A 21,954-nucleotide genomic window follows, 5' to 3' on the forward strand; every position below is an offset into this window, starting at 1 on the left:
TCCTTAAGCCAGGGCTTGCTGTCGATAATCTTCAGGGGCCTCGATGGCCTGGGCATGTTGTTGGATAAAGTCGGCGCTCAACTCGATCACCCGACGGTATTGCAGGTCGACGGTGATCATGTGGTAGCAGTTGTCCAACAGGACCTTGGTCACCTGGCCGCCGAGATGGCGTTCCACGTAATCGGCGTTCCAGCGGCTGGTGATGTCGTCCTCGATGGAATGCAGCACCAGCGCAGGGGTCTTGATCGACGGCATGCGCTTCTTGACCACGGCGTTCATGCGGTGCAACTCGCGCACCGTCACGCCCTCCATGGTCAACAAACCGGCCTGGCTGCTCTCCCCTTCCTTCATCTGCCGCTCGACGATCGCGCGCAGGCGCTCGTTCTTGATGCCGTAGGGGGGCTTCTCCTCGAAGACACAGATGTGCACGCCGAATGGAATCTTCATCAGCAATGGCGTCAGGAACGCCAACTTGTGGATGTTCCAGCCGTCGTACTTCAACGTCGTGGAGTACATCAGCAGGCCGGTGACCTGACCCGGAAACTCCGAAGCCAGGTACATCGACATGACCGCGCCCATGGATAAACCACCGACAAACACTTGCTCATGCCGTTGCTGCACGCCGACGAACGTTTTGCGCACACCTTCGTACCAGTCCAGCCAGCCGGTGGCTTGCAGGTCGCTGTTGTCCCCGCAGTGCCCGGCCAAGGTCGGCACGTACACCGTGCAATTACCCACTTTGGCCAGGCCCTGGGCCACCCGACGGAGTTCCGTCGGGGTGCCGGTCAGGCCGTGGATCAACAGGATCCCGACCGGACCTTCGCCGAGAACGAAGCCGGCATCACCTTCACCGAGGTCGATCCCGTGCTGGTTCACCGCTTGGTCGCCCGCACCAGCAGTTGTTCGAGCAGCTTCAGACCCAGGTCGATTTCCGGGTAGCTGATTTCCAGCGACGGTGCCAGGGTGATCACGTTCTTGTAGTAGCCGCCCACGTCGAGGATCAGGCCCAGTTTCTGCCCGTCAACCACCATGTCGCCCTTCATGCCTTCCTCGACCATATAGTCCAGGGTGGCCTTGTCCGGAGTGAAGCCGTCGGCGGTGCAGATTTCGCAACGCAGCGCTAGGCCCAGGCCGTCGACGTCGCCGATAATCGGGAAGCGCTTTTGCAGCTCTTGCAGGCCGGACAGGAAGTATTTGCCCTTGGCCATGACCATCGCGCCGTAGTCAACTTCGCTGGTCATCTTGAACATTTCCAGGCCTACCGCAGTACCCAGTGGGTTCGATGCGAAGGTGGAGTGGGTGGAACCTGGTGGGAAGATCTTCGGGTTGATCAGCTCTTCACGGGCCCAGATACCGCCCAGCGGGTTCAGGCCGTTAGTCAGTGCCTTACCGAAAACGATCACGTCAGGTTTGACGTCGAAGTGTTCGATCGACCACAGCTTGCCGGTACGCCAGAAGCCCATCTGGATTTCGTCGCAAACCATCAGGATGCCGTGCTGGTCGAGGACGTGCTTGAGCTCGCTATAGAAGTTCATCGGCGGGATCACGTAGCCGCCGGTGCCCTGGATCGGCTCGACGTAGAAGGCTGCGTATTCACACTGATTGGTTTTTGGGTCCCACACGCCGTTGTATTCAGTCTCGAACAAACGAGCGAACTGCTGCACGCAGTGGCTGCCGTATTCTTCCTTGGTCATGCCTTTCGGGCCACGGAAGTGGTACGGGAACGGGATGAAGTTGGCACGCTCGCCAAAGTGGCCGTAGCGGCGACGATAACGGAAGCTGGAAGTGATCGACGACGCGCCGAGGGTACGACCGTGGTAGCCGCCTTCGAAGGCGAACATCAGGCTCTTGCCGTTGGAAGCGTTACGCACCACTTTCAGGGAGTCTTCGATGGACTGCGAACCGCCGACGTTGAAGTGCACGCGACCGTCGAGGCCGAACTTGTTCTTGGCATCGACTGCGATCATTTCCGAAAGCTCGATCTTGCCTTTGTGCAGGTACTGGCTGGCGATTTGCGGCAGGGTATCGATCTGCTGTTTCAGCGCGTTGTTCAGGCGCGGGTTGGCGTAACCGAAGTTAACGGCCGAGTACCACATTTGCAGGTCGAGGTAAGCCTGGTCTTCGGTGTCCCATACATAGGAGCCTTCGCAACGGCTGAAAATGCGCGGAGGGTCGATGTAGTGAACGGTATCGCCGTAGGAGCAGTACTTGGCTTCTTTATCCAGAAGAACCTGGTCTTCTGCGGTAGCGATGCGGATATCAGACATGGTGGAAGAGTTCCTGATTATCAGAAGAAGTGTTGAAAGAGGTGGCGTTGGCGGCCATGCCCTGAGGCAGTTGGGCCAGCAGCGCAGGCACTTCGGCAAAGGTGTCGAAGCGCGCGTAAGGGATGTTGTTGGTTTCGCAATACTCGGCCAGGCTGCCTTTGGCGAAGACGAAGTCGGCAGTGGACGCCACACACATGTCTGACTTGCCGTCGCCGATCACCAGCACGCGTTTGTTGCGCGGGGTGGATTTGCACTTGCAGTTACCGGACGCGGCACGGCAGGCGTCGCTGGAGTACGGGAAGTCGATGCGCCAGCTGTTCTGGTCGACCTGACGCAGGCGGTTGGCGAGGATCGGCAGCAAAGTCACGTAGTTGCGCGACAGAATCCGCGCAATGCCTTGCTCGATACCGTCGCTGACCACTTCGATGGAGGCACCCAGGCCGATGACGTGATCGACGAAGTCCGGGAAGTCGGGATCGATTTCGACGCTGTCGAAGTACGCCAGCAATTCGGCCGGGGTCGCCTTGATCAGGGCCAATTGGCGGCTCAGGCATTCGCGGGAGCCGATATGCCCATCCAGCCATTCCTGTTCGATGGTTTCCCACTCGGGGCCGGCGAAACGTTGGAGGACGTTGTCGATGACATCGGTAGGGGTGATGGTCCCGTCGAAGTCACACACGATATGCCAGTGGATCATCTGCATTTACCTATTGGGTAGGAACGCGCTGTTGCGCTTGCAGAGGGATAGAGCATGGAGTGTGCCAAGTGCGCCAACACCTGATAACACGGGGCTCGCGGGGCTTTTTCTTTTGAATGTGTCGTAAACAGCTACAATTTTTGTAGCTTGCTACAAACAAGATGAGTGCTTGCACAGGTAGCGCCCTTCGCGCGTTCATGCGCGCATGTTCAGATAAGGAAAACGTTCCATGTTCAGGGTTACCTCTGCTGTATTCGCCGGCCTGCTTGGCCTGTGGGGCTTTTCAGGCACCGCAATGGCGGACGGGATTACCGGTGAAGCAGGCCTGGGTATCAGTTATCAGCCCCACGATCCCACCGGCAGCCGTTATGAAACCGTGCCTGTTCCGTATTTCGACCTGGATTGGGGAGATGTCAGTCTTGGTACCGACGACGGCTTGACCTGGAGCGCCCTCAACACCAACGGTCTCAGCGCCGGCCCCTACATCAATTACCTGCCGGGACGCACCGCCAACGGTTCGCTGCGGGGCTTGCGCAACGTGTCGAACATGGCCGAGATCGGCGGCTTTATCCAATACGCGCCCGCCGACTTTTGGCGGGTCTACGCCCAAGTGGGTCGGGCCGTCGGCGGTGGTCATGATCAAAGTGGCGTGCTGGGCAAGGTCGGCGGCGAACTGGGTTACCCCCTGGGTGGCGGGATCATCGGCAGCAGCAGCCTGATGGCGCACTTTGCCGATGGGCGCCAGGCCCAGACCTATTTTGGCGTCGACGCTAACGAATCCGCGGCTTCCGGCTTTCGCCCCTACAACGCCAGCGGCGGCTTCCAGAACCTGACATTGACCCAGAGCTTCGAGTTTCCCCTCGCGCCCAACTGGTCGCTGCTGACCAGTGCCAGTTGGGTACACCTGGTGGGTTCGGCGGCAGACAGCAGCATCGTCAAGCAGACCGGGGATGTGAACCAGGGCCAGGTACAGACGGCCATCAGCTACAAATTCGATTAATACATAACTTTTTACAAATTGGTCTGAGCTTTGCAACGACGCCCCGGAATTCATTTCCTCAGGACGTTATTCATGGCTCGCCCCGCTTATCGCCTGCTCGCCCATTCGCTGTGGGACCTGGTTCCCATTGCGCTGGGCGTGGCGCATTTCGCTTTTGTCATCTGGTTGGTAACGGCTTTCCACAGCCTGTCCTGGTGGGCCATCGTGCCCCTGGCACTGGTGTATGCCGTCAGCCTGTCGTGGAGCATCAACAGCATTTCCCATAACCAGATTCACAACGCCTACTTCACCCAGGCCTGGATGAACCGTGGGTTCGATCTGCTGCTGTCAGTGACCATCGGTTTCTCGCAAACGCTCTACCGTGATATCCACAATCGCCATCACCGTGGCAACTCCGACCTGCCGGGGCCGAACGGCCAAACCATCGACCCGCTGTCGATCTACTTGCGAGGCAAGGACGGCCAGCCCGAAAACCCTTGGGCCTACACGTTCCTCAGCTTTTTCCGCGACGACCCCAAGCCGTTCTATGAGGAAATGAAGCGCAAACGCCCGGCGGATGCCCGCTGGGTCAAAGTGGAGATCTACGTGACGGTGGCGTTCTACATCGCCCTGGCGTTTTACAACTGGCAGGCGGTGCTCTGGCTGTTGCCGTTCTGGTATTTGGGCCAATGCCTGTCGTCCCTCAACGGCTACTACGAGCACTTCGGCGGCAACCCGGACTTGCCGATTGCCTGGGGTGTGAGTTCTTACAGCGTGCTGTACAACCTGATCTGGATGAACAACGGCTACCACGCCGAGCACCACTACCGGCCGAAGATGCATTGGACGAAAATGAAGGCGTTTCACCGCGAGATTGCTCAGCAGCAGCGTGAGGCGGGGGTGAAAGATATTCCGGTGTCCCATGGCCTGGGATTTTTGGTGGCTCACCGTAAACCCTGATCTGAAACCGCTCCCATTGTGGCGAGCGGGCTTGCCCGCGTTGGGCTGCGAAGCAGCCCCATTAAGCCCCCCGCATTCATTCAGATAGAGCTCGGTATCAGGTTTTAGGGCTGCTGCGCAGCCCAACGCGGGCAAGCCCGCTCGCCACAGGGATCGAGGTTAGTTCTCTTCACCCTCAGCCAACAACACAATCCCGCCGATAAAATGAAGGCGTTTCACCGCGAGATTGCCCAGCAGCAGCGTGAGGCGGGGGTGAAAGATATTCCGGTGTCCCATGGACTGGGTTTTTTGGTGGCTCACCGTAAACCCTGATCTGAAACCGCTCCCATTGTGGCGAGCGGGCTTGCCCGCGTTGGGCTGCGAAGCAGCCCCATTAAGATCCCAGCATTCATTCAGATAGAGCTCGGTATCAGGTTTTAGGGCTGCTGCGCAGCCCAACGCTGGGCAAGCCCGCTCGCCACAGGGATCGTGGTTAGTTCTCTTCACCCTCAGCCAACAACGCAATCCCGCCGATAAAATGAAGGCGTTTCACCGCGAGATTGCTCAGCAGCAGCGTGAGGCGGGGGTGAAAGATATTCCGGTGTCCCATGGCCTGGGATTTTTGGTGGCTCACCGTAAACCCTGATCTGAAACCGCTCCCATTGTGGCGAGCGGGCTTGCCCGCGTTGGGCTGCGAAGCAGCCCCATTAAGATCCCAGCATTCATTCAGATAGAGCTAGATATTAGGTTTTAGGGCTGCTGCGCAGCCCAACGCGGGCAAGCCCGCTCGCCACAGGGGTCGTGGTTAGTTCTCTTCACCCTCAGCCAACAACACAATCCCGCCAATAATCACCGCCACGCCCACCCAGTGTAGAAAGCTGATGTGCTCACCCAGGCCCAGCCAGGAACCGAGTAACACCACCACAAACACCAACGAACTCAGCGGAAACGCCAGGGACAGGCTACTGCGGCGCAAAATCAGCATCCACACAAAAAACGCGCCGATATAGCTGCCAATGGCCGCCAGGATTCCCGGGTTTCTCGCCACATCCCACAACCATTGCAGGGTGAAGTCCATCTGCCCCAGTTGATCGCCGGCCACTTTGGTGAATAGTTGCCCGGCACTTTCGGTACAAATCAGCAACGCCCACAGCACCACGGTACCCAGGCGCCCGTGCAGCCAGCCCTCGGGGCGAACGGGGCTCATGGAAATATTCTCTGAGTTCATGCTTGCGTCCCTGAAATAGCCACCAGCATGACGCCGGCCGTGATCACGAAAGTGCCCAACCAGCGTCGGCGGCTGACGGTTTCCCCGAGTACTACCTTGCCGGCAAGCACTACGCCGCAATACGCCAGCGCCGCTGCCGGAAACAGCAGGCTCAATGGCGCGCGGGACAAGGCTTCGAGCCAGACAAAAAATTCAATGGCGTAGGCGGCAATACCCGCCCACAGCAAGGGTGCGTTAAACACCTGCCCCCAGAATGCATTCAGGCGAAAACCGCCCTCCAGTTCCGGCAGGCGATCCAGGCCCAATTTGAAACACAGTTGACCGATCACATCGAGCACGATGGAAAAGGCCACCAACAGCACCACAGTCAGGGTCACGGGAACAGCTCCTCAAACAGATTGATCAACGCTTCGTTGGTCGCCGAATTGCGCAGCAAGTCTTCATCACTCCAGCGTTCGGCGGGGGGTTGGTCAGACTTGGCTTCCCAGCGTTTGAGCGCATTACTGAAGGCCGGCTGGGCAAACTCGCCACACACGTCGATGCCGATGATCCGCTTGCTCGCCGCCAGTGCCCGCAGGGCTTGCAGCAAATGGGTCAGGCGCATGCCGCCTTGATCCCAGTTGGTGGCAGCGTCTTCGCTGGCGAGCACGTCCTTGTCGATGGTGATCCAGATCGCCTCGGTGGGCAGACTGGCGATCATCTGCGTCAGGAACGTAGCCCAGTCCAGCTCAGCCAGGTTGCGCCAATGCAGATGGTCTTCCTGTTGCTCGTGGCCTGCGCCATCGCCGACCCGGCCCCAGACTTTCGACGGCGGGTGCTGCCAGGGAAATAGCTGCAAATCCCCGCGTTTCAGGGCGCCGAGATTGCCGCCACGCAGTTGTGGGTTGTGCAAATCATCGCTGCACGGCCCGAGCGTGACGATGCGCTTGATGGCCGGCATTTTCAGCGCCCGGTTGACCCATGAGCCGCAGTGGCGACGAGGCGCAAAACGGACCCAGTCGGGGTGGTTATCGAAGTGAATCAGGCTGATGGGTTCTTTGAGATCAGCGAGAAAGGCCGGTGTCAGGTGATGGTAATCACCGGACCCGACGAAGAAGATTTCCGGCCTTGCGCCGGTAGGCCGGGGCCGCTGGGCCAGACGTTCGGCAAACCGCTTGTAGGTTTTTTCGGTGGACCACAGGCGCAGTTTCGGGCCCAGGTCCAGCAAGTCCATGCGCGTGGCAAGGCCACTGGCAAGACGCCGGGCAATCGGATCCTGAGCCGTGAGGCTGTGGTCGAGGTCAAGAATGTTCAAGGAAATATTTCCCCCTGGCAGCGCCCCTCCAGACACCGGCTTCATCACTCATGAACGCCGGCCGAATGGGCTTTAGGGGATGAATGCAAGGGACGGGCCAGCGGTGAAGCAAACGCTGCTATGGAGAACACCGGAGATCAAAAAGTGTGGGAGCGGGCTTGCTCGCTCCCACATTTTGATCTCCATGGATCCTCAGGCCTTGGCTTCGCTGATGATTTGCCGAATCGCACCGACAAAAGCTTCCGGCGGCTGACCGCCGCTGACCGCGTACTGGTCGTTGAAGACAATGGTCGGCACTGAGCTCACGCCACGGGACACCCACAACTGCTCTTGCTCGCGAACATCGGCGGCGTATTCATCGCAGGCCAGGATTTCTTCTGCACGCTTGCGATCAAGGCCGACACTTTCAGCAATCGTCGCCAGGGTAGCGTGATCGGAAGGATTCTGCTGATCGGTGAAGTACGCCTTGAACAGCGCCTCCTTGAGGTTGTACTGCAAGCCCTCAAGCCCGGCCCAATGCAGCAGGCGGTGGGCGTCGAAGGTGTTGTAGATACGGCTTTGGCCATCGGTGCGAAAAGCGAAGCCAACTTCGGCACCCCGGTCGCGAATCATCGCCCGGTTGGCCTGGGACTGTTCGGCAGTGGAGCCGTACTTTTCAGTGATGTGCTCGGTGATGTTCTGCCCTTCGGCAGGCATGTTGGGGTTCAGCTCGAAGGGCTGGAAGTGGATCTCGGCCTGCACCTCAGGCCCCAACTGGTCCAGGGCCTCGGTCAGGCCACGCAGGCCGATGATGCACCAGGGGCAGGACACGTCGCTGACGAAATCGATTTTCAGGGGAGTACTCATTTAGGCAACCTCGCAGGCTAAAACGCGCCGGAAAAGTTGCACCATACACCCGCCCCCTACCTCACAAAAGGTTCGCCGGCTCCACTGGATCAATTCGTGCCCAATGCGCCGTGTCTTGCCGATGGGCTTGCAGGTACGGCAACACCGCCGCCAGCAACGGCGCCTTGAAGGCCTCCTGGAATCGATGAGCCAGGCCCGGGATCAGCCGTAACTGGCTGCCCTGGATGTGCGCCGCCAGGTGCACGCCATGCATCACCGGCAGCAACGGGTCAGCGGTGCCATGGACCACCAGGGTCGGCACTCGCAATTGATTGAGCAACGGCACCCGGCTGGGCTCGGCCAGGATCGCCATGATCTGGCGCTTCACGCCTTCGGGGTTAAAGGCACGGTCATACGACAGCGCCGCCTGATGCAGGAGCATCTGGCGATCGTCCTTCACCTCAGGGCTGCCCAGCGCCGCCAGCAGGTCGGCCTGTTGCTCCAATGCCACTTCGCGATTGGGCGCGCTGCGCCGCGACAACAATTGCACCAGTGCCGCACTCGGCGCCGGCAGGCCTTCAGCCCCGGAGCTGGTCATGATCAGCGTCAGGCTTTCTACCCGCTGGGGCGCCATGGCCGCCAGGTGTTGGGCAATCATCCCGCCCATGCTGGCGCCCAGCACGTGGAACTGCTGGACTTGCAGCGCATCCATCAGCCCCAGGGCATCGTCGGCCATGTCGGTCAGGGTGTAGGGCGCCGCCACCGGCAAGCCTAACTTGTAGCGCAGCACTTCAAACGTCAGATTGGCGCTGGCCGGCGCCTGGCGCCAGGTAGACAAGCCCACATCACGGTTGTCGTAACGAATCACCCGAAAGCCTTGCTGACACAGGGCGACCACGACTTCGTCGGGCCAGTGAATCAGTTGCCCGCCCAGGCCCATCACCAGCAGCAACGCCGGGTCCGAGGCACGGCCAATACTTTGGTAAGCCAGGCTGACTTGTGGCAGGTCGACCCGTTGGGTCGGGACATTGACATCACATCGAGAAGCCGCAAAGGACGGCAGGCCGAACAACAGCGCGGCCAGAAATAACACTACACGCATGGAAAACACCGAAACGCAGAACCCCAGTAGAGCGCGAGTCTGATGAAGTTTGTTCAAGCGCGCTGCCACAGTTGCGTGACAGTTTGATGAAGGGCGCCCAACGGTCATTGGGGTTAAAGCAGGGCTCGAATGTCGACACCGACGACAACATGAGACAAACTCACCCTATTCGTCTTTATCACAAATTATATTCATGGAGTGCCCGTGCTCGAAATTCGTCACCTCAAGACCCTGCACGCCTTGCGCGAAGCCGACAGCCTGGTGGAAGCCGCCGAACGGCTGCACCTGACCCAGTCCGCGCTCTCCCACCAGTTCAAGGAACTTGAGGAGCGCCTGGGCATGCAGCTGTTCGTGCGCAAGACCAAACCCCTGCGCTTCACCAGCGCCGGCCTGCGCCTGCTGCAACTGGCGGACGCCACCCTGCCCTTGCTGCGCGGCGCCGAGCGGGACATCGCACGCCTGGCCGGAGGCACGGCCGGGCGCCTGCACATGGCCATCGAGTGCCACAGTTGCTTCCAATGGCTGATGCCGACCATCGACCAATTCCGTGACGCCTGGCCGGAAGTCGAACTGGACCTGGCCTCCGGGTTTGCCTTCGCTCCGCTACCGGCCCTGGCCCGTGGCGACCTGGACCTGGTGGTGACCTCCGATCCGCTGGAGCTGGCGGGCATCACCTACGTACCGCTGTTCACCTACGAAGCGATGCTGGCGGTGGCCAACCAGCACCCGCTGGCAAACAAGCCCTATATCGTGCCCGACGACTTGCTCAACGAAACCTTGATCATCTACCCCGTGGAGCGCGACCGCCTGGACATCTTCACCCGCTTCCTGGAGCCGGCCGACGTAGAGCCCGCCCAGGTACGCACCTCGGAACTGACGGTGATGATGATGCAGTTGGTAGCCAGCGGCCGTGGCGTTTGTGGCATGCCACATTGGGCGCTGCATGAATACAGCTCGCGGGGTTATGTGAAGGCCAAGCGGCTGGGAGAGAAAGGCCTGTTTGCCACGCTGTATGCGGGGATTCGCGCCGATATGCTGGACGCGCCGTACATGCGCGACTTCTTGCTGACGGCCAAGGACACGTCGTTTTCAACATTGGACGGCGTCAGCGCCGTTCGCTAGACGGGGGCATAACGACAGCTCCCACACAAATCTGCTTCGCCGCTGAATAATCAGTCGACTTGCAACTCACGCCACATGTGAATCTTGTCGAAGTAGTCGACTCCCACCCGCACCGCCAACGGCTCCAGCCCGTACTGAATAAAACCGCACCGCTGATAAAGGGCAAACGCTGCCTCATTGCCGGCGGTGACGGTCAACTGAACCAACTTCACGTCAGGATGCTTGTGCGCCTCAACAAGCGCCGCTTCAACCAGCCGCCGGCCCAACCCGCGCTGTTGAAACGCCTCGGCGACGTACATCCCGAATAGCGTCACCTTGTGCCGAGCCTTTTCCCGAGGCTCGAACGCCAGGCCAACAATGCCCGCCAATTCCGCCCCTTCAAACCCGCCAATCACCCGATCCAGCGGACTCTCCAAGCGCTTCTCCCACCAGCTCAAGGGCATCGCTGCACGCTCGGTAACGCTGGAAGTAAACGCCTGTGGATAAGTGCCATAAGCCTGGAGCATCAACGCCCGATAGGCTGGGGCATCGCCGGCGGCCAAACCTCGGATATTCATGCGCTGCGCCGCTGCTCAAGCATCAGCCGAACGGCCAAGGCTGCCAGCACAAACCCCATGAAATAGCGCTGCACCGCCAGCCAGCTCGGGTTGTTGATAAACCAGCCGGCAATGGTAGCGGCGAAGAGCGAGATCAGCAGGTTCACCATGAAGCTCACGCTGATCTGGGTCATGCCGAGCATCAGGCTCTGGGTAAACACCGAACCGTGCTCCGGGGTGATGAACTGCGGGAACACCGAGAGGTAGAACACGGCAATTTTCGGGTTCAGGGCACTGGTGAGAAAGCCCATCAGCACCAGCTTGCGCGAAGAGTCCGGCGGCAGTTGCTGGGCCTCGAACGGCGAGCGCCCCCCCGGTTTGACGGCTTGCCAGGCCAACCACAACAGGTACAGGGCGCCGGCCCATTTCATTGCTTCATAAGCCATCGGCACCGCAAGAAACACCGCCGTCAAACCAGCGGCGGCGGCGAACAGGTGGACGAAGAATCCCGCCACCACGCCCAGCAGCGATATGACCCCGGCCTTGCGGCCCTGGCAGATCGAGCGGGAGATCAGGTAGATCATGTTCGGCCCGGGTGTGAGCACCAACAGCAGGGAAGCTGCAGCGAAAATCAGCAGGTCTTGGGTCGCAATCACGGTTCAATCCTTTGAGCCTGTGGGGGTCAGGCAGTGGCCAGAGATGAGCGATAAAACGGCAGAATCAGGTCCCGTGTCAACGGCGCCAGCACCAAGTCGCCGTCACCGGCCGGATCGATCCAGCGCACCTCTTCAATCTCGGCAGCGGGCGTCACTGGCACGTCGATATTGACCTGGAACAGCTCGGCCTCCACGACGAAGCCCGGCTCGTTGGCGGCGGGCGCCGAGAATTGGCCGAGGTAGATGGCCGCCGCCGGATCGATGCGCAGCCCTAACTCTTCGTGCAGCTCCCGGACCAAGGCCTCGGCTGGCTGCTCGCCTGCATCGATCTTGCCGCCCGGCTGCATAAAGGCCTGGGTACCGCGCTTGCGGACCAGCAGGGTTTGGCCATCGCTGCCGATCAACAGGGCGGCGGCGATGTGGATAGTTCCGGACATGAAGTAAACGCCTCTGAGTAAAGGCGGCAAGGATCACATGCGCGTCAACGGCAGGCAACCGAATCGCCCTGAGCTGTACGAAGCGCCAGCGTGGATACGCCACCCGCGTCGTTTTTTTATCCGCCATACATGCACCGCAACACCCATTACTGCCAGCCATAGACTCAGAACACATAGTCAATCGGGCGCGCCGCATCCTGAGTGCGTTGCGCCTCATTTATACGGGTTCCAACATGCACATTTCATTGCTCCCCTCCCAAGACCAACAGGGTGACGCCCCTGAACAGATCCAGGTCGCCACTGTGGCAGCCCATCCCTTGCAGCCCGTGACGCTGCCGGTGGTAGCGCCTGCGCAGCTATCGATCGACGAACAGCAAGCGCACCTTATTCGCGAGCTCGGCAATCTTAATGCCCGAACCGACGATCTGATGCACGAACAGCCGAGCCTGGAGGCTGTATATCAGCAGAAATTGGCCGCAACATTTCCCGATTTACCCAGGCCCATCAACCCAAATAGCATCTTTTACAGTCGTTACCGCGAGGACCGCGAGGGGCAACGACAACTCCTGTCTTGCGAACTTCTGGGGTCGCTATTGAACAAGGTACGGGCTCCTGGTGGGGGCGCATACCTGACAGAGACCGGCGCCTTCTACCGGGAACGCAACACACTGGAGGCGGACAAAAGCATCTCAGCAATCGGTTCGCCGGCGACAATCGCCAGCGCGCTGGAAATAGCCTTCACGATGAGCCTGAATGAATTCTGGGGGGCTCGCGAGGACGAACAACCCAACACTGAAGAGCAGTTGCTTGCCCTGCGCCGACAGGTCCTCGCCCATCAGTTGGCATTGCGCACGGTCGACGGCACGCTGTCGGCCGACGGACGGACGCTGGCAGATAACCTACTGAAATATCCGGACGCAACAGCACGGGAAAAGGCGTTCGCCGCCGGCAACAGGCCTGGGGTATATCGGCTGACATTGGAGGACGGCAGTGAATTCGCTGGCGCATTTATCCTGAGTGCCAGAGATGGAACGCCGCCAGCGGGCAACGTGATGCTGTACAGCCCAGGCGAGGGATTTGAGGAATATGAAAATCTCAGTCGCTTGAATGAAACAGTAGCGGCACGCGTACGTGACAACGGATCAGCAGGCAAGCTGCTGGCCGGTAGCCTGCCTGCAGCGGCTCGTACTCAATTGTCCCGCCTGCCCGTGTTGGCAACGCGACCACCCAAAATAGAAGCCGATGTGATTGCAGACAGTGTCCGCTCACTGCGGATCCGGCAACACTTCCGTATCCGCGAGGCCCTGCGTGGGGAGACATTGCCGGTAACAGGCGAACTCGATCTGGCTGCTGATCTGACGCCGCAACTGGATGCCTGCGCGGCCCTGGCGGCTCGCAACCTACGCTTGGTGGAGCCGCACGAACCCGACTGGCTGATAGCTGCCAGCCCAGTAGATCAAGTTCGGTACAGGCAACTGGAAAAGGCGATGATTGACAGCAACGAGGTGCTCATCCCTGTGCTTGAGAAGATCTCGACACTGAAATCGTTTTCAGAAAACGAAACCCACAACGTACTGAAAATACAGAAACCGGCGTATGCCGATGTGGATATTGCCCCCTATGACAGCCTGGTGCATCTGCGCTTGATCGCCACTAACACATTCGATGTGAAGGGGTATCGCGACGAGGAAACCGCAACCGTCTATATCTGCGAGGACCCAAAGATAGACATCCCGCAGTTTCTGAAGAACCCATCATTGAAACGAGGCTCCTGGAAGACCAAGGACGTCGTGGATTTGCGGACCCTGGGAAGTTACGCCCGGCGTAACGTCGACCCTTGGTCCGCCCATGAGGTACACAGAACAATCACCGCTACCGCCGACATTATCGACATCTCGGGAGAAAAGAGAGGCACGCTCGGCAATGCGGATTTACGCGTTCTCGCCCAGCAGGCCAATATTGCCGAAAAATATGACGAGTATCTCAGGTCAGCCTTCTCGCCGAGCGGCGCGGGAAACATCTTTGCCACCGCCTGGCAACGCGCCAATGCAGCGAAAATGAACAAGGATGCTCTTGAGAGCCGGCTGAATCCTGCAGCCTACAGCCTGTTTACTTTCAAGACGCCCGGCAGCGGATTTGACTGGATAAAGGCGATAACGGAGCACCCCGATTCGGCAAGCCGCCCCCAGGTCAGCGGATTCGATATTGAGGGCAACCTGTTGATGATAGGCAGCGCGCTGGAAGGGGGTCAGGGAGGACAGGTCATCAATGGCGTCGCGGTCATTCAGCGAAAAGGCACCGGCACCGGCGGAGTCAGCGTCCTGTATACGCCGGATGCACCAGATGGCGTGGCATTCAGAGAGCTGGTCGATGGGCTGACGCAAGTGGACACGCTGAAGGCAAAGCCCGAATGGCGAGCCTATTTGACTCAACGGATGGCGACAAACGATGTACAGGAGCTTGCTCGGATCTTCAGCGATACACGCGGTGTGCACCGTTATGCCTTGAAGCCGATAACCGGTAATTTTCAGGCGTACCTGTATGCGGCGCAACTTGGCTTTCAACTCGCGCACGCGGATTACCGCTCCCGAAGTAACGAGGAAATTTCACGAGAATCGACGGTAAATGCTTTTATGTTCGCCGCTGAGGTCACCGATTTTCTGATAGATCTAGTGCCGGCCAAGGCAGCACTGTCGTTTTTGCGCAGGGGAATCATGGGCGCGCTGCACAAAGCTCTAAAGCTGGGGCACCGTATCCCCGGGCTTGTCAACAAAGTCAGCGGAGGCCGAAAAGCCAGCATTGAGATCGGAAAAGCATCGATCCGGCCGCTGGAGCCGGCCTGGGTCAATGTCACAGAGTATCGGTTACCTAAACAGATCGACCCGCTCTTTGACGTGGAGATGTTTGCACAGACGAACACTTACAAGTGGTCGCGCAGTACGGGAAGCGCACCTTACTTTATCGACAACCGAAATAACCAATTTGTCGCGATGAGGGATGAAGCGGGGCGCTATTACCTATACTCGTCCTATATGAAGGACGGCGCGCGGTGTATAAAAGACCCCGCTGGGAGCAAAGTGGACTTTATCGTCGTGCCGGGAGACGCAAAAAGCTGGAAGCCGCGTTTCGAGAGGACAGTAACAGGCGGAGGGTTAATCTGGAGTACCCTGCGCCCTCTCACGGCGGCACAGCAAGTGGATAATGATCTGATCTCGGCGCTTCGCATTTATTCAACAGAAACGGAAATGCCACACTTCGTAGAAATCCTCAAAGAATTAAGTGATCCTCAAAAAAAACAACTACTTGATAACGCTCGACAACGGTTGGGTACCGATGTAGATGAAACTGAATTTCGTCGCATGGTATCGAGACAACGGAGTTTAAGCCAAAGCGCTAAAACCAAATTACGTGATGCGCTGCTGACTCTACGATCTGACACGGACATTTTCAGCCACATCAACAGATCAACTAGCTTCCTGACCCCACCACTCTCCCCCTCAAACAAGGAACAACTTTATAGAAAAATAAAAAGAATCATTGGGAAAAATGATGACTTTTCAAAACACATCAGATCATCCATTAGGGTTCTAGACCCCGAAACAGGAGCACACTTTGTAGGTTATGCCATTACGCCCAAGCAGTTGAGCAACCTGAACAAATTTGATCAAAAATACAAACTTTCAACTTGGGCGACCGACAGCCTTAATGACTTTCTAAACGAAAAGGGACGACGACAAATCCTTAGCAATATAGCAGCCGATAACAAAATCACACCGCAAGAGGCACTGGAACTGCTTGTATCGTCGCCCATAATACAAGAAGCATTAAAAACGTTTAAAACAGAAAAATTCATAGAAAAGCTACGAAAACTCGGCGTAGATTCCTTTTCGGGGGATCTGAAAAAATCCGGCGTGCCTTATATCGCACTGTCCCATGGCAAACAAACAAGCGTCGACCCTGGCGTAAAAATGGTCGACAGCGTAGCCGTCGCTGAGTTTGAAAAAAACATCCCCCAATTCTCAACACCTTTAGAGTTCCCCACACCCCGAGCTCAAACCCACAGAGTTGATAAACCACCACTTACACCCAGCACTTCTGTTCCCCAAAGACCACCAGCCATGCGAGATCCAGCAATTAACATCGTGAAACTGGATGAGCTGGCAGAAACCCAAATCCCGCTACTACCCGATAATGCCAGAGCCAAAATTGAGGAAATTATTCAGGATATTCAAGCAGGTCGTGTTACCCGAAAAAAAATAGGCAAATACACCTATGTTGATTTACCGCAAGTAGAAGTTGGTACTGGACGTGGTCGATGGCGAGTAGCTTTTGAGAAAACCGGAAAAGAGGATGAGAAAGATATCTTCATACTCAGGGGGATCATTGATTATCACGGTAACAAGCAAATAGCCTGGGGAATATAGGAGGTAACACGTTGGAGCTTTATCTTCAGGTGCCCCTGCACGGCACAGGAAAGCGAACGCCGCCTCGCCGGGGCCCGACCGTTGCAGGCAGCTAGGCGAGAAGCGGCGCCTCATCGGGCTCTTTGATAAACACGCTGTACTTGGCCCCTTCCATCGCCTCAAAGGCAATCAGCTTATCCACCAACGGCAGGTTCAGCACCTTGCCGGCGTTGAGCAGCAACATACCGTTGTCGGCGTTGAGGTTGCGGGCCAACACCATGCCTTCGGCCAGTTCGCGAGTGCTGAGCACCTTGACGCTCGGATCACCCAAGGTCACATCGCTGAGGAACGCAGCGCAGGCCTGGATGAAATCTTCCACCATGTCCGGATCGTAGAGGCGCCCGGCGTATTTGCGGATGTACAGCAGCGCCTCATCGCTGTTCATCTGCCGCTCCAGAATCAACCCGTGTTGCAGTTCTATGAAATCCACCGCCAGTTTCAGCAATCGCGAGCCGAATGGAATCGCCTCGCCCTTGAGGTGATCGGGGAAACCCGTTCCGTCCCAACGTTCCTGATGATGACGGATCAGCCGGGCTGCATCTTTCATCGGCTCCAGGGTCATCAGCAGCGACTCGCTCTGGGCCGGATACGCCCGATAGCGCTCGCGGTCGGTGCCGTGCAGCATATCGGCCGGAGCGATCATCATGCTGTCGCTCCAGCTGAGCTTGCCGATGTTGTAGAGCGCGGCGGCCATGGTCAGGTCGCGGTTGCTGGCTTCATCCAGACCATGGGTGTTGCACCAGGTGCGTACCAGTTCGATGGTCTGCCGGTTGGTTTGCTTGCTGCGGGGCAGGCGCAGGTTGGCCAGCAGCGAGAACACTTCAGTGCCCGTTGCATAGCTGTGTTTGAGTTCTTCATAGGCCAGGTCGAGCATATCGGCGGTTTGCTGCAACTCACTGGTACGTGACGCTACGTGCTTTTCCAGGGAGGCGTTCAGATGCTTGAGCTCGTCATTCTGTTGGCGAATCAGTTGTTCCAGTCGCAGACGCTCACGCTCTGAATGTTGGTGGGCCAGGGATTGGCGCAGCGCCAGCAGCAACTCTTCGTCCTTCCAGGGTTTGCTGAGGTAACGGTAGATCTGCCCTTCGTTGATCGCCTTGATGATCAGGGTCAGGTCGGTCTCACCGGTCAACAGGATGCGCACGGTGTGGGGATAATCATGATGGATCTGCGCCAGCAATGAGGCGCCATCCATATCCGGCAGGCGCGCAGCGCTCATCACCAGATCGACGGGATGGCGAGCCAGAATGTCCAGGGCTTCGCCTGCGCGGGTGGCGCTGTACAACTCGAAGGGTTCCAGGCTCAGCAACTGTGTCAGGCGGTCAAGAACGTCCTGATGCGCATCGATCAACAACAACACCGGACGGTTGGCATCTGAAAAGGGAAGGGACTCTCCCATGGGGCACCTCGGATCGCGTCGGTATGCGCTTCCTACGGTCAAGGTAACAGCCTCCTGGCAATTACCCAGTAGTTTAGTCAGCTTTCGTCAAAATGATGGCCTTATGACACTGGTCCGTCAACCGAGCATAAAAAAGCCGCCTCACTGAATGAAGCGGCCCTGAGGTGAAGCGCTTGCTGATCACGCCTCGACGTTTTTCGGGCTCGAACCAAACGAGGCAAAACGCTTGTTGAACCCGGCAATCCGGCCTTCGGACTGGGTCTTGCGTTGCTGTCCGGTGTACACCGGGTGCGAAGCGCTGGACACGTCGAGAGCGACGTAAGGGTAAGTGTTGCCATCACTGTGTTTGTGGGTACGGTCACTGTCGACAGTAGAACCGATCAGGAAGAACACATCGGCGGCGGTGTCGTGGAACAGCACGGTATGGTAGTCGGGATGGATACCAGATTTCATAAGGCCTCCGGGGCGTCTGGGTGATTTCAATTTGTTATACAGTAACACAAATATCACACCCAAACGAGAACCGATTGCAATAAGAATAGAACCATCGGTGCTGGTTGCATTAACTCAACCATTCGCTCACCTGCTTCAATGCCTCTTTGACAGACTCCGGTGTGGCTTCGTTCTTGATCATCGTTTCTGCATACCCCTTGACCATTGCCTTGACATCACCACTGGCTGCGCCGGCCATGGCCTTGTCAAAACCGTCCGCCCGGGTCTTTTCAATGCCGGCCTCCACGCCCGATTTAACGCCTCCAAGACCTCCCTCAGCGTTTCCAACCCCTTGCAATATGTTGCTCAATCCGGGGACGAACCACAGCGACTGACCCGCCTGGCTGGCGAGTCCCTGCAGGTTGCCCTTGTTGGTACCGTTGGGCCTTACATAAGGGTCTTTTGTAGCGTCCAGCCGGTGGTCGTCCCTCAAGGCGGTATAACCTTGCTCTGTGAAGTCTTTCCACATACCGGCAGGAGTACCGTGTCGGGCGTCACCACTGCTGGTAATCCCTTCAAGATCCCCATTGTTATGCGCCGTGCCACGCTGCTGACCTGAAGCCGATAACGATGTATCAATGTAGTTGAGCACCTTGGCGGCGTTGAACGCAGCATCGGCCCTGGCGTCCGGGTCTTTGTTTTCCGCGCTCCAATCACCTAATCGGCTATACGCCTGCTCACGATTGATGTCTTTTTGATGACCAAGATTCTTGAGGATGGGATTGTCATTAATAATCTGCTCGGCACTGCGTTTGTCCCCAGGTGGACGCCCCGTGGCGAAATCCGGCTTGAGCCTGACGTCCTGTTCCGGCTTATCGATACCCTTCATCAATTGAAGGGCCCTCACGACTTGTTCTGGCGGTACGGCAGGCGTCTCAATAACCCCGGAAGAGCTTTGCGGCACTGGCCCTGTAGAAGAAACAGCAGTAGATAGCGTCATACACGACTTACTCACAGACGTATTAATCGAGACTTCCTGTTGACCGTTGCATCCTTGCCTTGTGTATCAGCCCCACAAAGGCTTGGCCATAAGTGGCGTCGCTGAGCTGAACAGTTCCTCGATCGGCCTTGGTGCGCCGCAGAGCGCTCAATCCTTGTCCACGGTTTCAGTACTGGCGCAGAATGCGTGACCGACCTGATGAGTCCGAACCCAAGGAAACCGTATGAGCCTGTCTTTGCTAAGCCGTTACGCCTTCTTTGCCGTGTGCGTTATTTTCACCCTTGCCAGCCTCCCCTTTGTCGAACATGACTGGCTGTGGCCTATCACGATAGTCACCGGCATCCTCAGCCTGATCGGCATTTTCGACCTGATGCAAAGCCCCCACGCGGTGCGCCGCAACTATCCGATCCTGGGTAATATCCGTTACCTGGTGGAAGGCATCCGTCCGGAGATCCGCCAGTACCTGCTGGAATCGGACAGCGACGCCCTACCCTTCTCACGCGCCCAGCGCTCGTTGGTCTACTCCCGGGCCAAGAATGAAAGCGCCGACAAACCGTTTGGCACCTTGATCGACGTGTACCAGTCCGGTTTCGAATTCATCGGCCACTCCATGCGCCCTGCGCCATTGAGCGACCCCAGCGCCTTTCGCGTGATGGTCGGCGGCCCGCAGTGCACACAACCGTATTCGGCCTCGGTGTTCAACATCTCGGCCATGAGCTTCGGCTCCCTGAGCGCCAACGCCATCCGCGCCCTGAACCAAGGTGCCAAGCTCGGCAACTTCGCCCATGACACCGGCGAAGGCAGCATCAGCCCCTATCACCGGGAAAACGGCGGCGACCTGACCTGGGAACTGGGCAGCGGCTACTTCGGCTGCCGCACCAGTGACGGCCGCTTCGACCCGGAACGTTTCGCCGTGCAGGCGCAGAACCCGCAAGTGCGAATGATCGAAATCAAGATGAGCCAGGGCGCCAAGCCCGGCCACGGCGGGATCCTGCCCAAACACAAGGTGACCAAGGAAATCGCCGAGACGCGCGGCATCATGATGGGCGAAGACTGTATCTCGCCATCGCGCCACAGCGCGTTTTCCACGCCTATCGAAATGATGCAGTTCATCGCCCAGTTGCGTGAACTGTCTGGCGGCAAACCCGTCGGCTTCAAGTTCTGCCTGGGCCACCCATGGGAATTCATGGGCATCGCCAAGGCCATGCTGGAAACCGGGATCCTGCCGGACTTTATTGTGGTCGACGGCAAGGAAGGCGGTACCGGCGCCGCGCCCGTGGAGTTCACTGACCACATCGGCGTGCCCCTGCGCGAAGGCCTTCTGTTCGTCCACAACACCCTGGTGGGCCTGAACCTGCGGGACAAGATCAAGCTCGGCGCCAGCGGCAAGATCGTCAGCGCCTTCGACATCGCCAGCGTGCTGGCCATCGGCGCCGACTGGGCCAACGCGGCCCGGGGCTTCATGTTTGCCATCGGCTGCATTCAGTCACAAAGCTGCCACACCAACAAATGCCCGACCGGCGTCGCCACCCAAGACCCATTGCGTCAGCGTGCGCTGGTGGTACCGGACAAAGCCCAGCGGGTGTTCAACTTCCACCGCAACACCCTCAAGGCTCTGGCGGAAATGCTCGCGGCTGCGGGTCTCGATCATCCATCACAGTTGTCGGCCAAGCACTTGGTACGGCGCATGTCGGCGACCGAGATCAAGTTGTTCTCGCAGTTGCATGTGTTCCTCAAGCCCGGTGAATTGCTCACCGGCGAAGTGAACGGCGAGTTCTACTCGCGGATGTGGCAGATGGCGCGTGCCGACAGTTTTGAGCCGCATGAAGAAGCGGCCGCTTAAGCACCATTGCGGCGCCGGGCACGGCGCCGCTCAAAGGATTGACCGCATGTTGAAAGTGATCGCCGAAGACTTCATCAAACCCGAACACCTGGACACCGTGCGGCCGTGGTATGCAGAACTGGTAGAAAAAACCCGCCAGGAACCGCTGTGCATCGCCTACGATTTGTTCGTTGACCAGAAAGACCCGGGGCACTTCATCTTCATCGAGCAATGGCCCGACCAGGCCGCGCTGGACACGCATTGCCAAACCGAGCACTTCACCCGGTTGGTGCCGCAGATCAACGCGCATCAGGCCAAGCCGTGCCGGGTATTGCTGATGGATGCGTTCTAGCCATCACTCCCTGCTGAACCGGACCACCGACGGCATTTTTGAACCAAGGAGATTCACCATGCCGTTACTCGACTTCGCCTCGCTCGCCGAGCATCTGCCCGACAGCTGGAAATCAACATGCGTCGGCCAGGTCGGTCCCGCGCGAATCAAGGTCCTGCGTATGAACGAGCAGGCCTACGAAGAAGAAACCCACGACTATAACGAAGGGCTACTGGTCATTAACGGTCACCTGCGTTTGTCCATTGGCGAAGAGGAAGTCAACGTGAGTGCCGGCCAGATGTACCTAGTAGAAGCCGGCATCGCCCACGGTGTACTCGCCGGCAGCCACGGTACATTGGTGATCATCGATGTCTAGCCAGACAGGATGAGACATTCAGTAATACCCACGCTTTGCAATTGCTTAC

At 58.2% G+C, this 21,954-nt stretch carries 21 protein-coding genes and 2 pseudogenes; 9 read left to right on the forward strand and 14 right to left on the reverse strand.

The genetic code is table 11. The features are described from left to right. Positions 1-3: 3 nt before the first annotated feature. From HKK55_RS19430 to HKK55_RS19440, 3 genes are read right to left on the reverse strand one after another with little or no spacing between them, the layout of a single operon-like run. Positions 4-876 (reverse strand): carboxylesterase, encoded by an 873-nt coding sequence (locus tag HKK55_RS19430; protein WP_169356153.1) that lies wholly within the window; start codon positions 874-876, stop codon positions 4-6. Further along, a complete protein-coding gene (locus tag HKK55_RS19435; protein WP_169356154.1) occupies positions 873-2,267 on the reverse strand; it encodes an aspartate aminotransferase family protein in 1,395 nt (464 codons plus the stop codon). The genes HKK55_RS19430 and HKK55_RS19435 overlap by 4 nt, the downstream gene beginning before the upstream one ends. Then, a complete protein-coding gene (locus tag HKK55_RS19440; protein ID WP_155581239.1) occupies positions 2,260-2,964 on the reverse strand; it encodes an MtnX-like HAD-IB family phosphatase in 705 nt (234 codons plus the stop codon). Before HKK55_RS19440 ends, HKK55_RS19435 begins: the two co-directional genes overlap by 8 nt. 229 nt (positions 2,965-3,193) lie before the next feature. Here HKK55_RS19440 and HKK55_RS19445 point away from each other — a divergent pair, with 229 nt between their 5' ends. From HKK55_RS19445 to HKK55_RS29325, 4 genes and pseudogenes are all read left to right on the forward strand, one after another. Continuing rightward, positions 3,194-3,964, forward strand: a complete 771-nt coding sequence (locus HKK55_RS19445) for a MipA/OmpV family protein (protein ID WP_169356155.1) — start codon at positions 3,194-3,196, stop codon at positions 3,962-3,964. A gap of 72 nt (positions 3,965-4,036) precedes the next feature. Next, on the forward strand, positions 4,037-4,903 hold the full coding sequence (locus HKK55_RS19450; protein WP_169356156.1) for a fatty acid desaturase: 867 nt from the start codon (positions 4,037-4,039) through the stop codon (positions 4,901-4,903). A 201-nt stretch (positions 4,904-5,104) separates the two neighbouring features. Further along, a pseudogene (locus tag HKK55_RS29320) lies at positions 5,105-5,215 on the forward strand (fatty acid desaturase); the annotation flags it as partial. 202 nt (positions 5,216-5,417) lie between these two features. After that, positions 5,418-5,528: pseudogene (locus tag HKK55_RS29325) on the forward strand (fatty acid desaturase); the annotation flags it as partial. A 159-nt stretch (positions 5,529-5,687) separates the two neighbouring features. Here the strand turns inward: HKK55_RS29325 and HKK55_RS19460 are convergent. The 5 genes from HKK55_RS19460 to HKK55_RS19480 form a co-directional block, all read right to left on the reverse strand. Then, complete coding sequence (locus HKK55_RS19460; protein WP_169356157.1) at positions 5,688-6,110, reverse strand: EamA family transporter; 423 nt, start codon at positions 6,108-6,110, stop codon at positions 5,688-5,690. Further along, complete coding sequence (locus HKK55_RS19465; protein WP_169356158.1) at positions 6,107-6,487, reverse strand: transporter; 381 nt, start codon at positions 6,485-6,487, stop codon at positions 6,107-6,109. The genes HKK55_RS19460 and HKK55_RS19465 overlap by 4 nt, the downstream gene beginning before the upstream one ends. Then, a complete protein-coding gene (locus tag HKK55_RS19470) occupies positions 6,484-7,404 on the reverse strand; it encodes an arginase (RefSeq protein WP_169356159.1) in 921 nt (306 codons plus the stop codon). Before HKK55_RS19470 ends, HKK55_RS19465 begins: the two co-directional genes overlap by 4 nt. Positions 7,405-7,596: 192 nt before the next feature. Next, entirely contained in the window at positions 7,597-8,250 is a 654-nt protein-coding gene (locus tag HKK55_RS19475; RefSeq protein WP_169356160.1) for a DsbA family oxidoreductase, read from the reverse strand. Positions 8,251-8,311: 61 nt separating this feature from the next. Then, the gene (locus tag HKK55_RS19480) at positions 8,312-9,331 is read right to left on the reverse strand and encodes an alpha/beta fold hydrolase (RefSeq protein WP_169356161.1); all 1,020 of its coding nucleotides are present in this window, start codon (positions 9,329-9,331) and stop codon (positions 8,312-8,314) included. A 204-nt stretch (positions 9,332-9,535) separates the two neighbouring features. Between HKK55_RS19480 and metR the strand changes: the two genes are divergently transcribed. Beyond that, positions 9,536-10,453 carry a transcriptional regulator MetR gene (metR, locus tag HKK55_RS19485; protein ID WP_169356162.1) on the forward strand — a complete coding sequence of 306 codons (918 nt, stop codon included), beginning with the start codon at positions 9,536-9,538 and terminating at the stop codon, positions 10,451-10,453. Between the two features lie 50 nt (positions 10,454-10,503). On the opposite strand, the gene HKK55_RS19490 is transcribed toward metR, so the two are convergent. The 3 genes from HKK55_RS19490 to HKK55_RS19500 are packed head-to-tail and all read right to left on the reverse strand — an operon-like array spanning position 10,504 to position 12,082. Then, positions 10,504-11,010 (reverse strand): GNAT family N-acetyltransferase, encoded by a 507-nt coding sequence (locus HKK55_RS19490; RefSeq protein ID WP_169356163.1) that lies wholly within the window; start codon positions 11,008-11,010, stop codon positions 10,504-10,506. Next, positions 11,007-11,645 carry a LysE family translocator gene (locus tag HKK55_RS19495; RefSeq protein ID WP_169356164.1) on the reverse strand — a complete coding sequence of 213 codons (639 nt, stop codon included), beginning with the start codon at positions 11,643-11,645 and terminating at the stop codon, positions 11,007-11,009. Before HKK55_RS19495 ends, HKK55_RS19490 begins: the two co-directional genes overlap by 4 nt. Before the next feature lie 26 nt (positions 11,646-11,671). Then, positions 11,672-12,082 carry an NUDIX domain-containing protein gene (locus HKK55_RS19500; protein WP_169356165.1) on the reverse strand — a complete coding sequence of 137 codons (411 nt, stop codon included), beginning with the start codon at positions 12,080-12,082 and terminating at the stop codon, positions 11,672-11,674. 233 nt (positions 12,083-12,315) lie between these two features. Here HKK55_RS19500 and HKK55_RS19505 point away from each other — a divergent pair, with 233 nt between their 5' ends. Next, complete coding sequence (locus HKK55_RS19505) at positions 12,316-16,506, forward strand: hypothetical protein (RefSeq protein WP_169356166.1); 4,191 nt, start codon at positions 12,316-12,318, stop codon at positions 16,504-16,506. Between the two features lie 91 nt (positions 16,507-16,597). On the opposite strand, the gene HKK55_RS19510 is transcribed toward HKK55_RS19505, so the two are convergent. The 3 genes from HKK55_RS19510 to HKK55_RS19520 all read right to left on the reverse strand — a co-directional run bounded on the left by HKK55_RS19510 (position 16,598) and on the right by HKK55_RS19520 (position 19,265). After that, the gene (locus HKK55_RS19510; protein ID WP_169356167.1) at positions 16,598-17,944 is read right to left on the reverse strand and encodes an HD domain-containing phosphohydrolase; all 1,347 of its coding nucleotides are present in this window, start codon (positions 17,942-17,944) and stop codon (positions 16,598-16,600) included. Positions 17,945-18,124: 180 nt separating this feature from the next. Beyond that, entirely contained in the window at positions 18,125-18,397 is a 273-nt protein-coding gene (locus HKK55_RS19515; RefSeq protein ID WP_169356168.1) for a type B 50S ribosomal protein L31, read from the reverse strand. A 109-nt stretch (positions 18,398-18,506) separates the two neighbouring features. Further along, positions 18,507-19,265, reverse strand: a complete 759-nt coding sequence (locus HKK55_RS19520; protein ID WP_237151272.1) for a hypothetical protein — start codon at positions 19,263-19,265, stop codon at positions 18,507-18,509. A 334-nt stretch (positions 19,266-19,599) separates the two neighbouring features. On the opposite strand from HKK55_RS19520, the gene HKK55_RS19525 reads away from it, so the two are divergent. From HKK55_RS19525 to HKK55_RS19535, 3 genes are read left to right on the forward strand one after another with little or no spacing between them, the layout of a single operon-like run. Continuing rightward, on the forward strand, positions 19,600-21,219 hold the full coding sequence (locus tag HKK55_RS19525) for an FMN-binding glutamate synthase family protein (RefSeq protein ID WP_169356169.1): 1,620 nt from the start codon (positions 19,600-19,602) through the stop codon (positions 21,217-21,219). 46 nt (positions 21,220-21,265) lie between these two features. Further along, positions 21,266-21,550 (forward strand): putative quinol monooxygenase, encoded by a 285-nt coding sequence (locus tag HKK55_RS19530; protein ID WP_169356170.1) that lies wholly within the window; start codon positions 21,266-21,268, stop codon positions 21,548-21,550. 58 nt (positions 21,551-21,608) lie between these two features. Further along, on the forward strand, positions 21,609-21,905 hold the full coding sequence (locus HKK55_RS19535; RefSeq protein WP_169356171.1) for a cupin domain-containing protein: 297 nt from the start codon (positions 21,609-21,611) through the stop codon (positions 21,903-21,905). Positions 21,906-21,954: the final 49 nt, after the last annotated feature.

This window comes from Pseudomonas sp. ADAK18 (assembly GCF_012935695.1).
Classification (GTDB): Bacteria; Pseudomonadota; Gammaproteobacteria; order Pseudomonadales; family Pseudomonadaceae; genus Aquipseudomonas.

Excerpts from the sequence above, each read along its gene's own strand:
- HKK55_RS19445 (WP_169356155.1), top strand. The coding sequence starts at position 3,194 with ATGTTCAGGGTTACCTCTGCTGTATTCGCCGGCCTGCTTGGCCTGTGG.
- HKK55_RS19490 (WP_169356163.1), bottom strand. The coding sequence starts at position 11,010 with ATGAATATCCGAGGTTTGGCCGCCGGCGATGCCCCAGCCTATCGGGCG.
- HKK55_RS19510 (WP_169356167.1), bottom strand. The coding sequence starts at position 17,944 with ATGGGAGAGTCCCTTCCCTTTTCAGATGCCAACCGTCCGGTGTTGTTG.
- HKK55_RS19460 (WP_169356157.1), bottom strand. The coding sequence starts at position 6,110 with ATGAACTCAGAGAATATTTCCATGAGCCCCGTTCGCCCCGAGGGCTGG.
- HKK55_RS19500 (WP_169356165.1), bottom strand. The coding sequence starts at position 12,082 with ATGTCCGGAACTATCCACATCGCCGCCGCCCTGTTGATCGGCAGCGAT.
- HKK55_RS19435 (WP_169356154.1), bottom strand. The coding sequence starts at position 2,267 with ATGTCTGATATCCGCATCGCTACCGCAGAAGACCAGGTTCTTCTGGAT.
- HKK55_RS19515 (WP_169356168.1), bottom strand. The coding sequence starts at position 18,397 with ATGAAATCTGGTATCCATCCCGACTACCATACCGTGCTGTTCCACGAC.
- HKK55_RS19450 (WP_169356156.1), top strand. The coding sequence starts at position 4,037 with ATGGCTCGCCCCGCTTATCGCCTGCTCGCCCATTCGCTGTGGGACCTG.
- HKK55_RS19480 (WP_169356161.1), bottom strand. The coding sequence starts at position 9,331 with ATGCGTGTAGTGTTATTTCTGGCCGCGCTGTTGTTCGGCCTGCCGTCC.
- HKK55_RS19520 (WP_237151272.1), bottom strand. The coding sequence starts at position 19,265 with ATGAAGGGTATCGATAAGCCGGAACAGGACGTCAGGCTCAAGCCGGAT.
- HKK55_RS19530 (WP_169356170.1), top strand. The coding sequence starts at position 21,266 with ATGTTGAAAGTGATCGCCGAAGACTTCATCAAACCCGAACACCTGGAC.
- HKK55_RS19535 (WP_169356171.1), top strand. The coding sequence starts at position 21,609 with ATGCCGTTACTCGACTTCGCCTCGCTCGCCGAGCATCTGCCCGACAGC.
- HKK55_RS19525 (WP_169356169.1), top strand. The coding sequence starts at position 19,600 with ATGAGCCTGTCTTTGCTAAGCCGTTACGCCTTCTTTGCCGTGTGCGTT.
- HKK55_RS19440 (WP_155581239.1), bottom strand. The coding sequence starts at position 2,964 with ATGATCCACTGGCATATCGTGTGTGACTTCGACGGGACCATCACCCCT.
- HKK55_RS19505 (WP_169356166.1), top strand. The coding sequence starts at position 12,316 with ATGCACATTTCATTGCTCCCCTCCCAAGACCAACAGGGTGACGCCCCT.
- HKK55_RS19475 (WP_169356160.1), bottom strand. The coding sequence starts at position 8,250 with ATGAGTACTCCCCTGAAAATCGATTTCGTCAGCGACGTGTCCTGCCCC.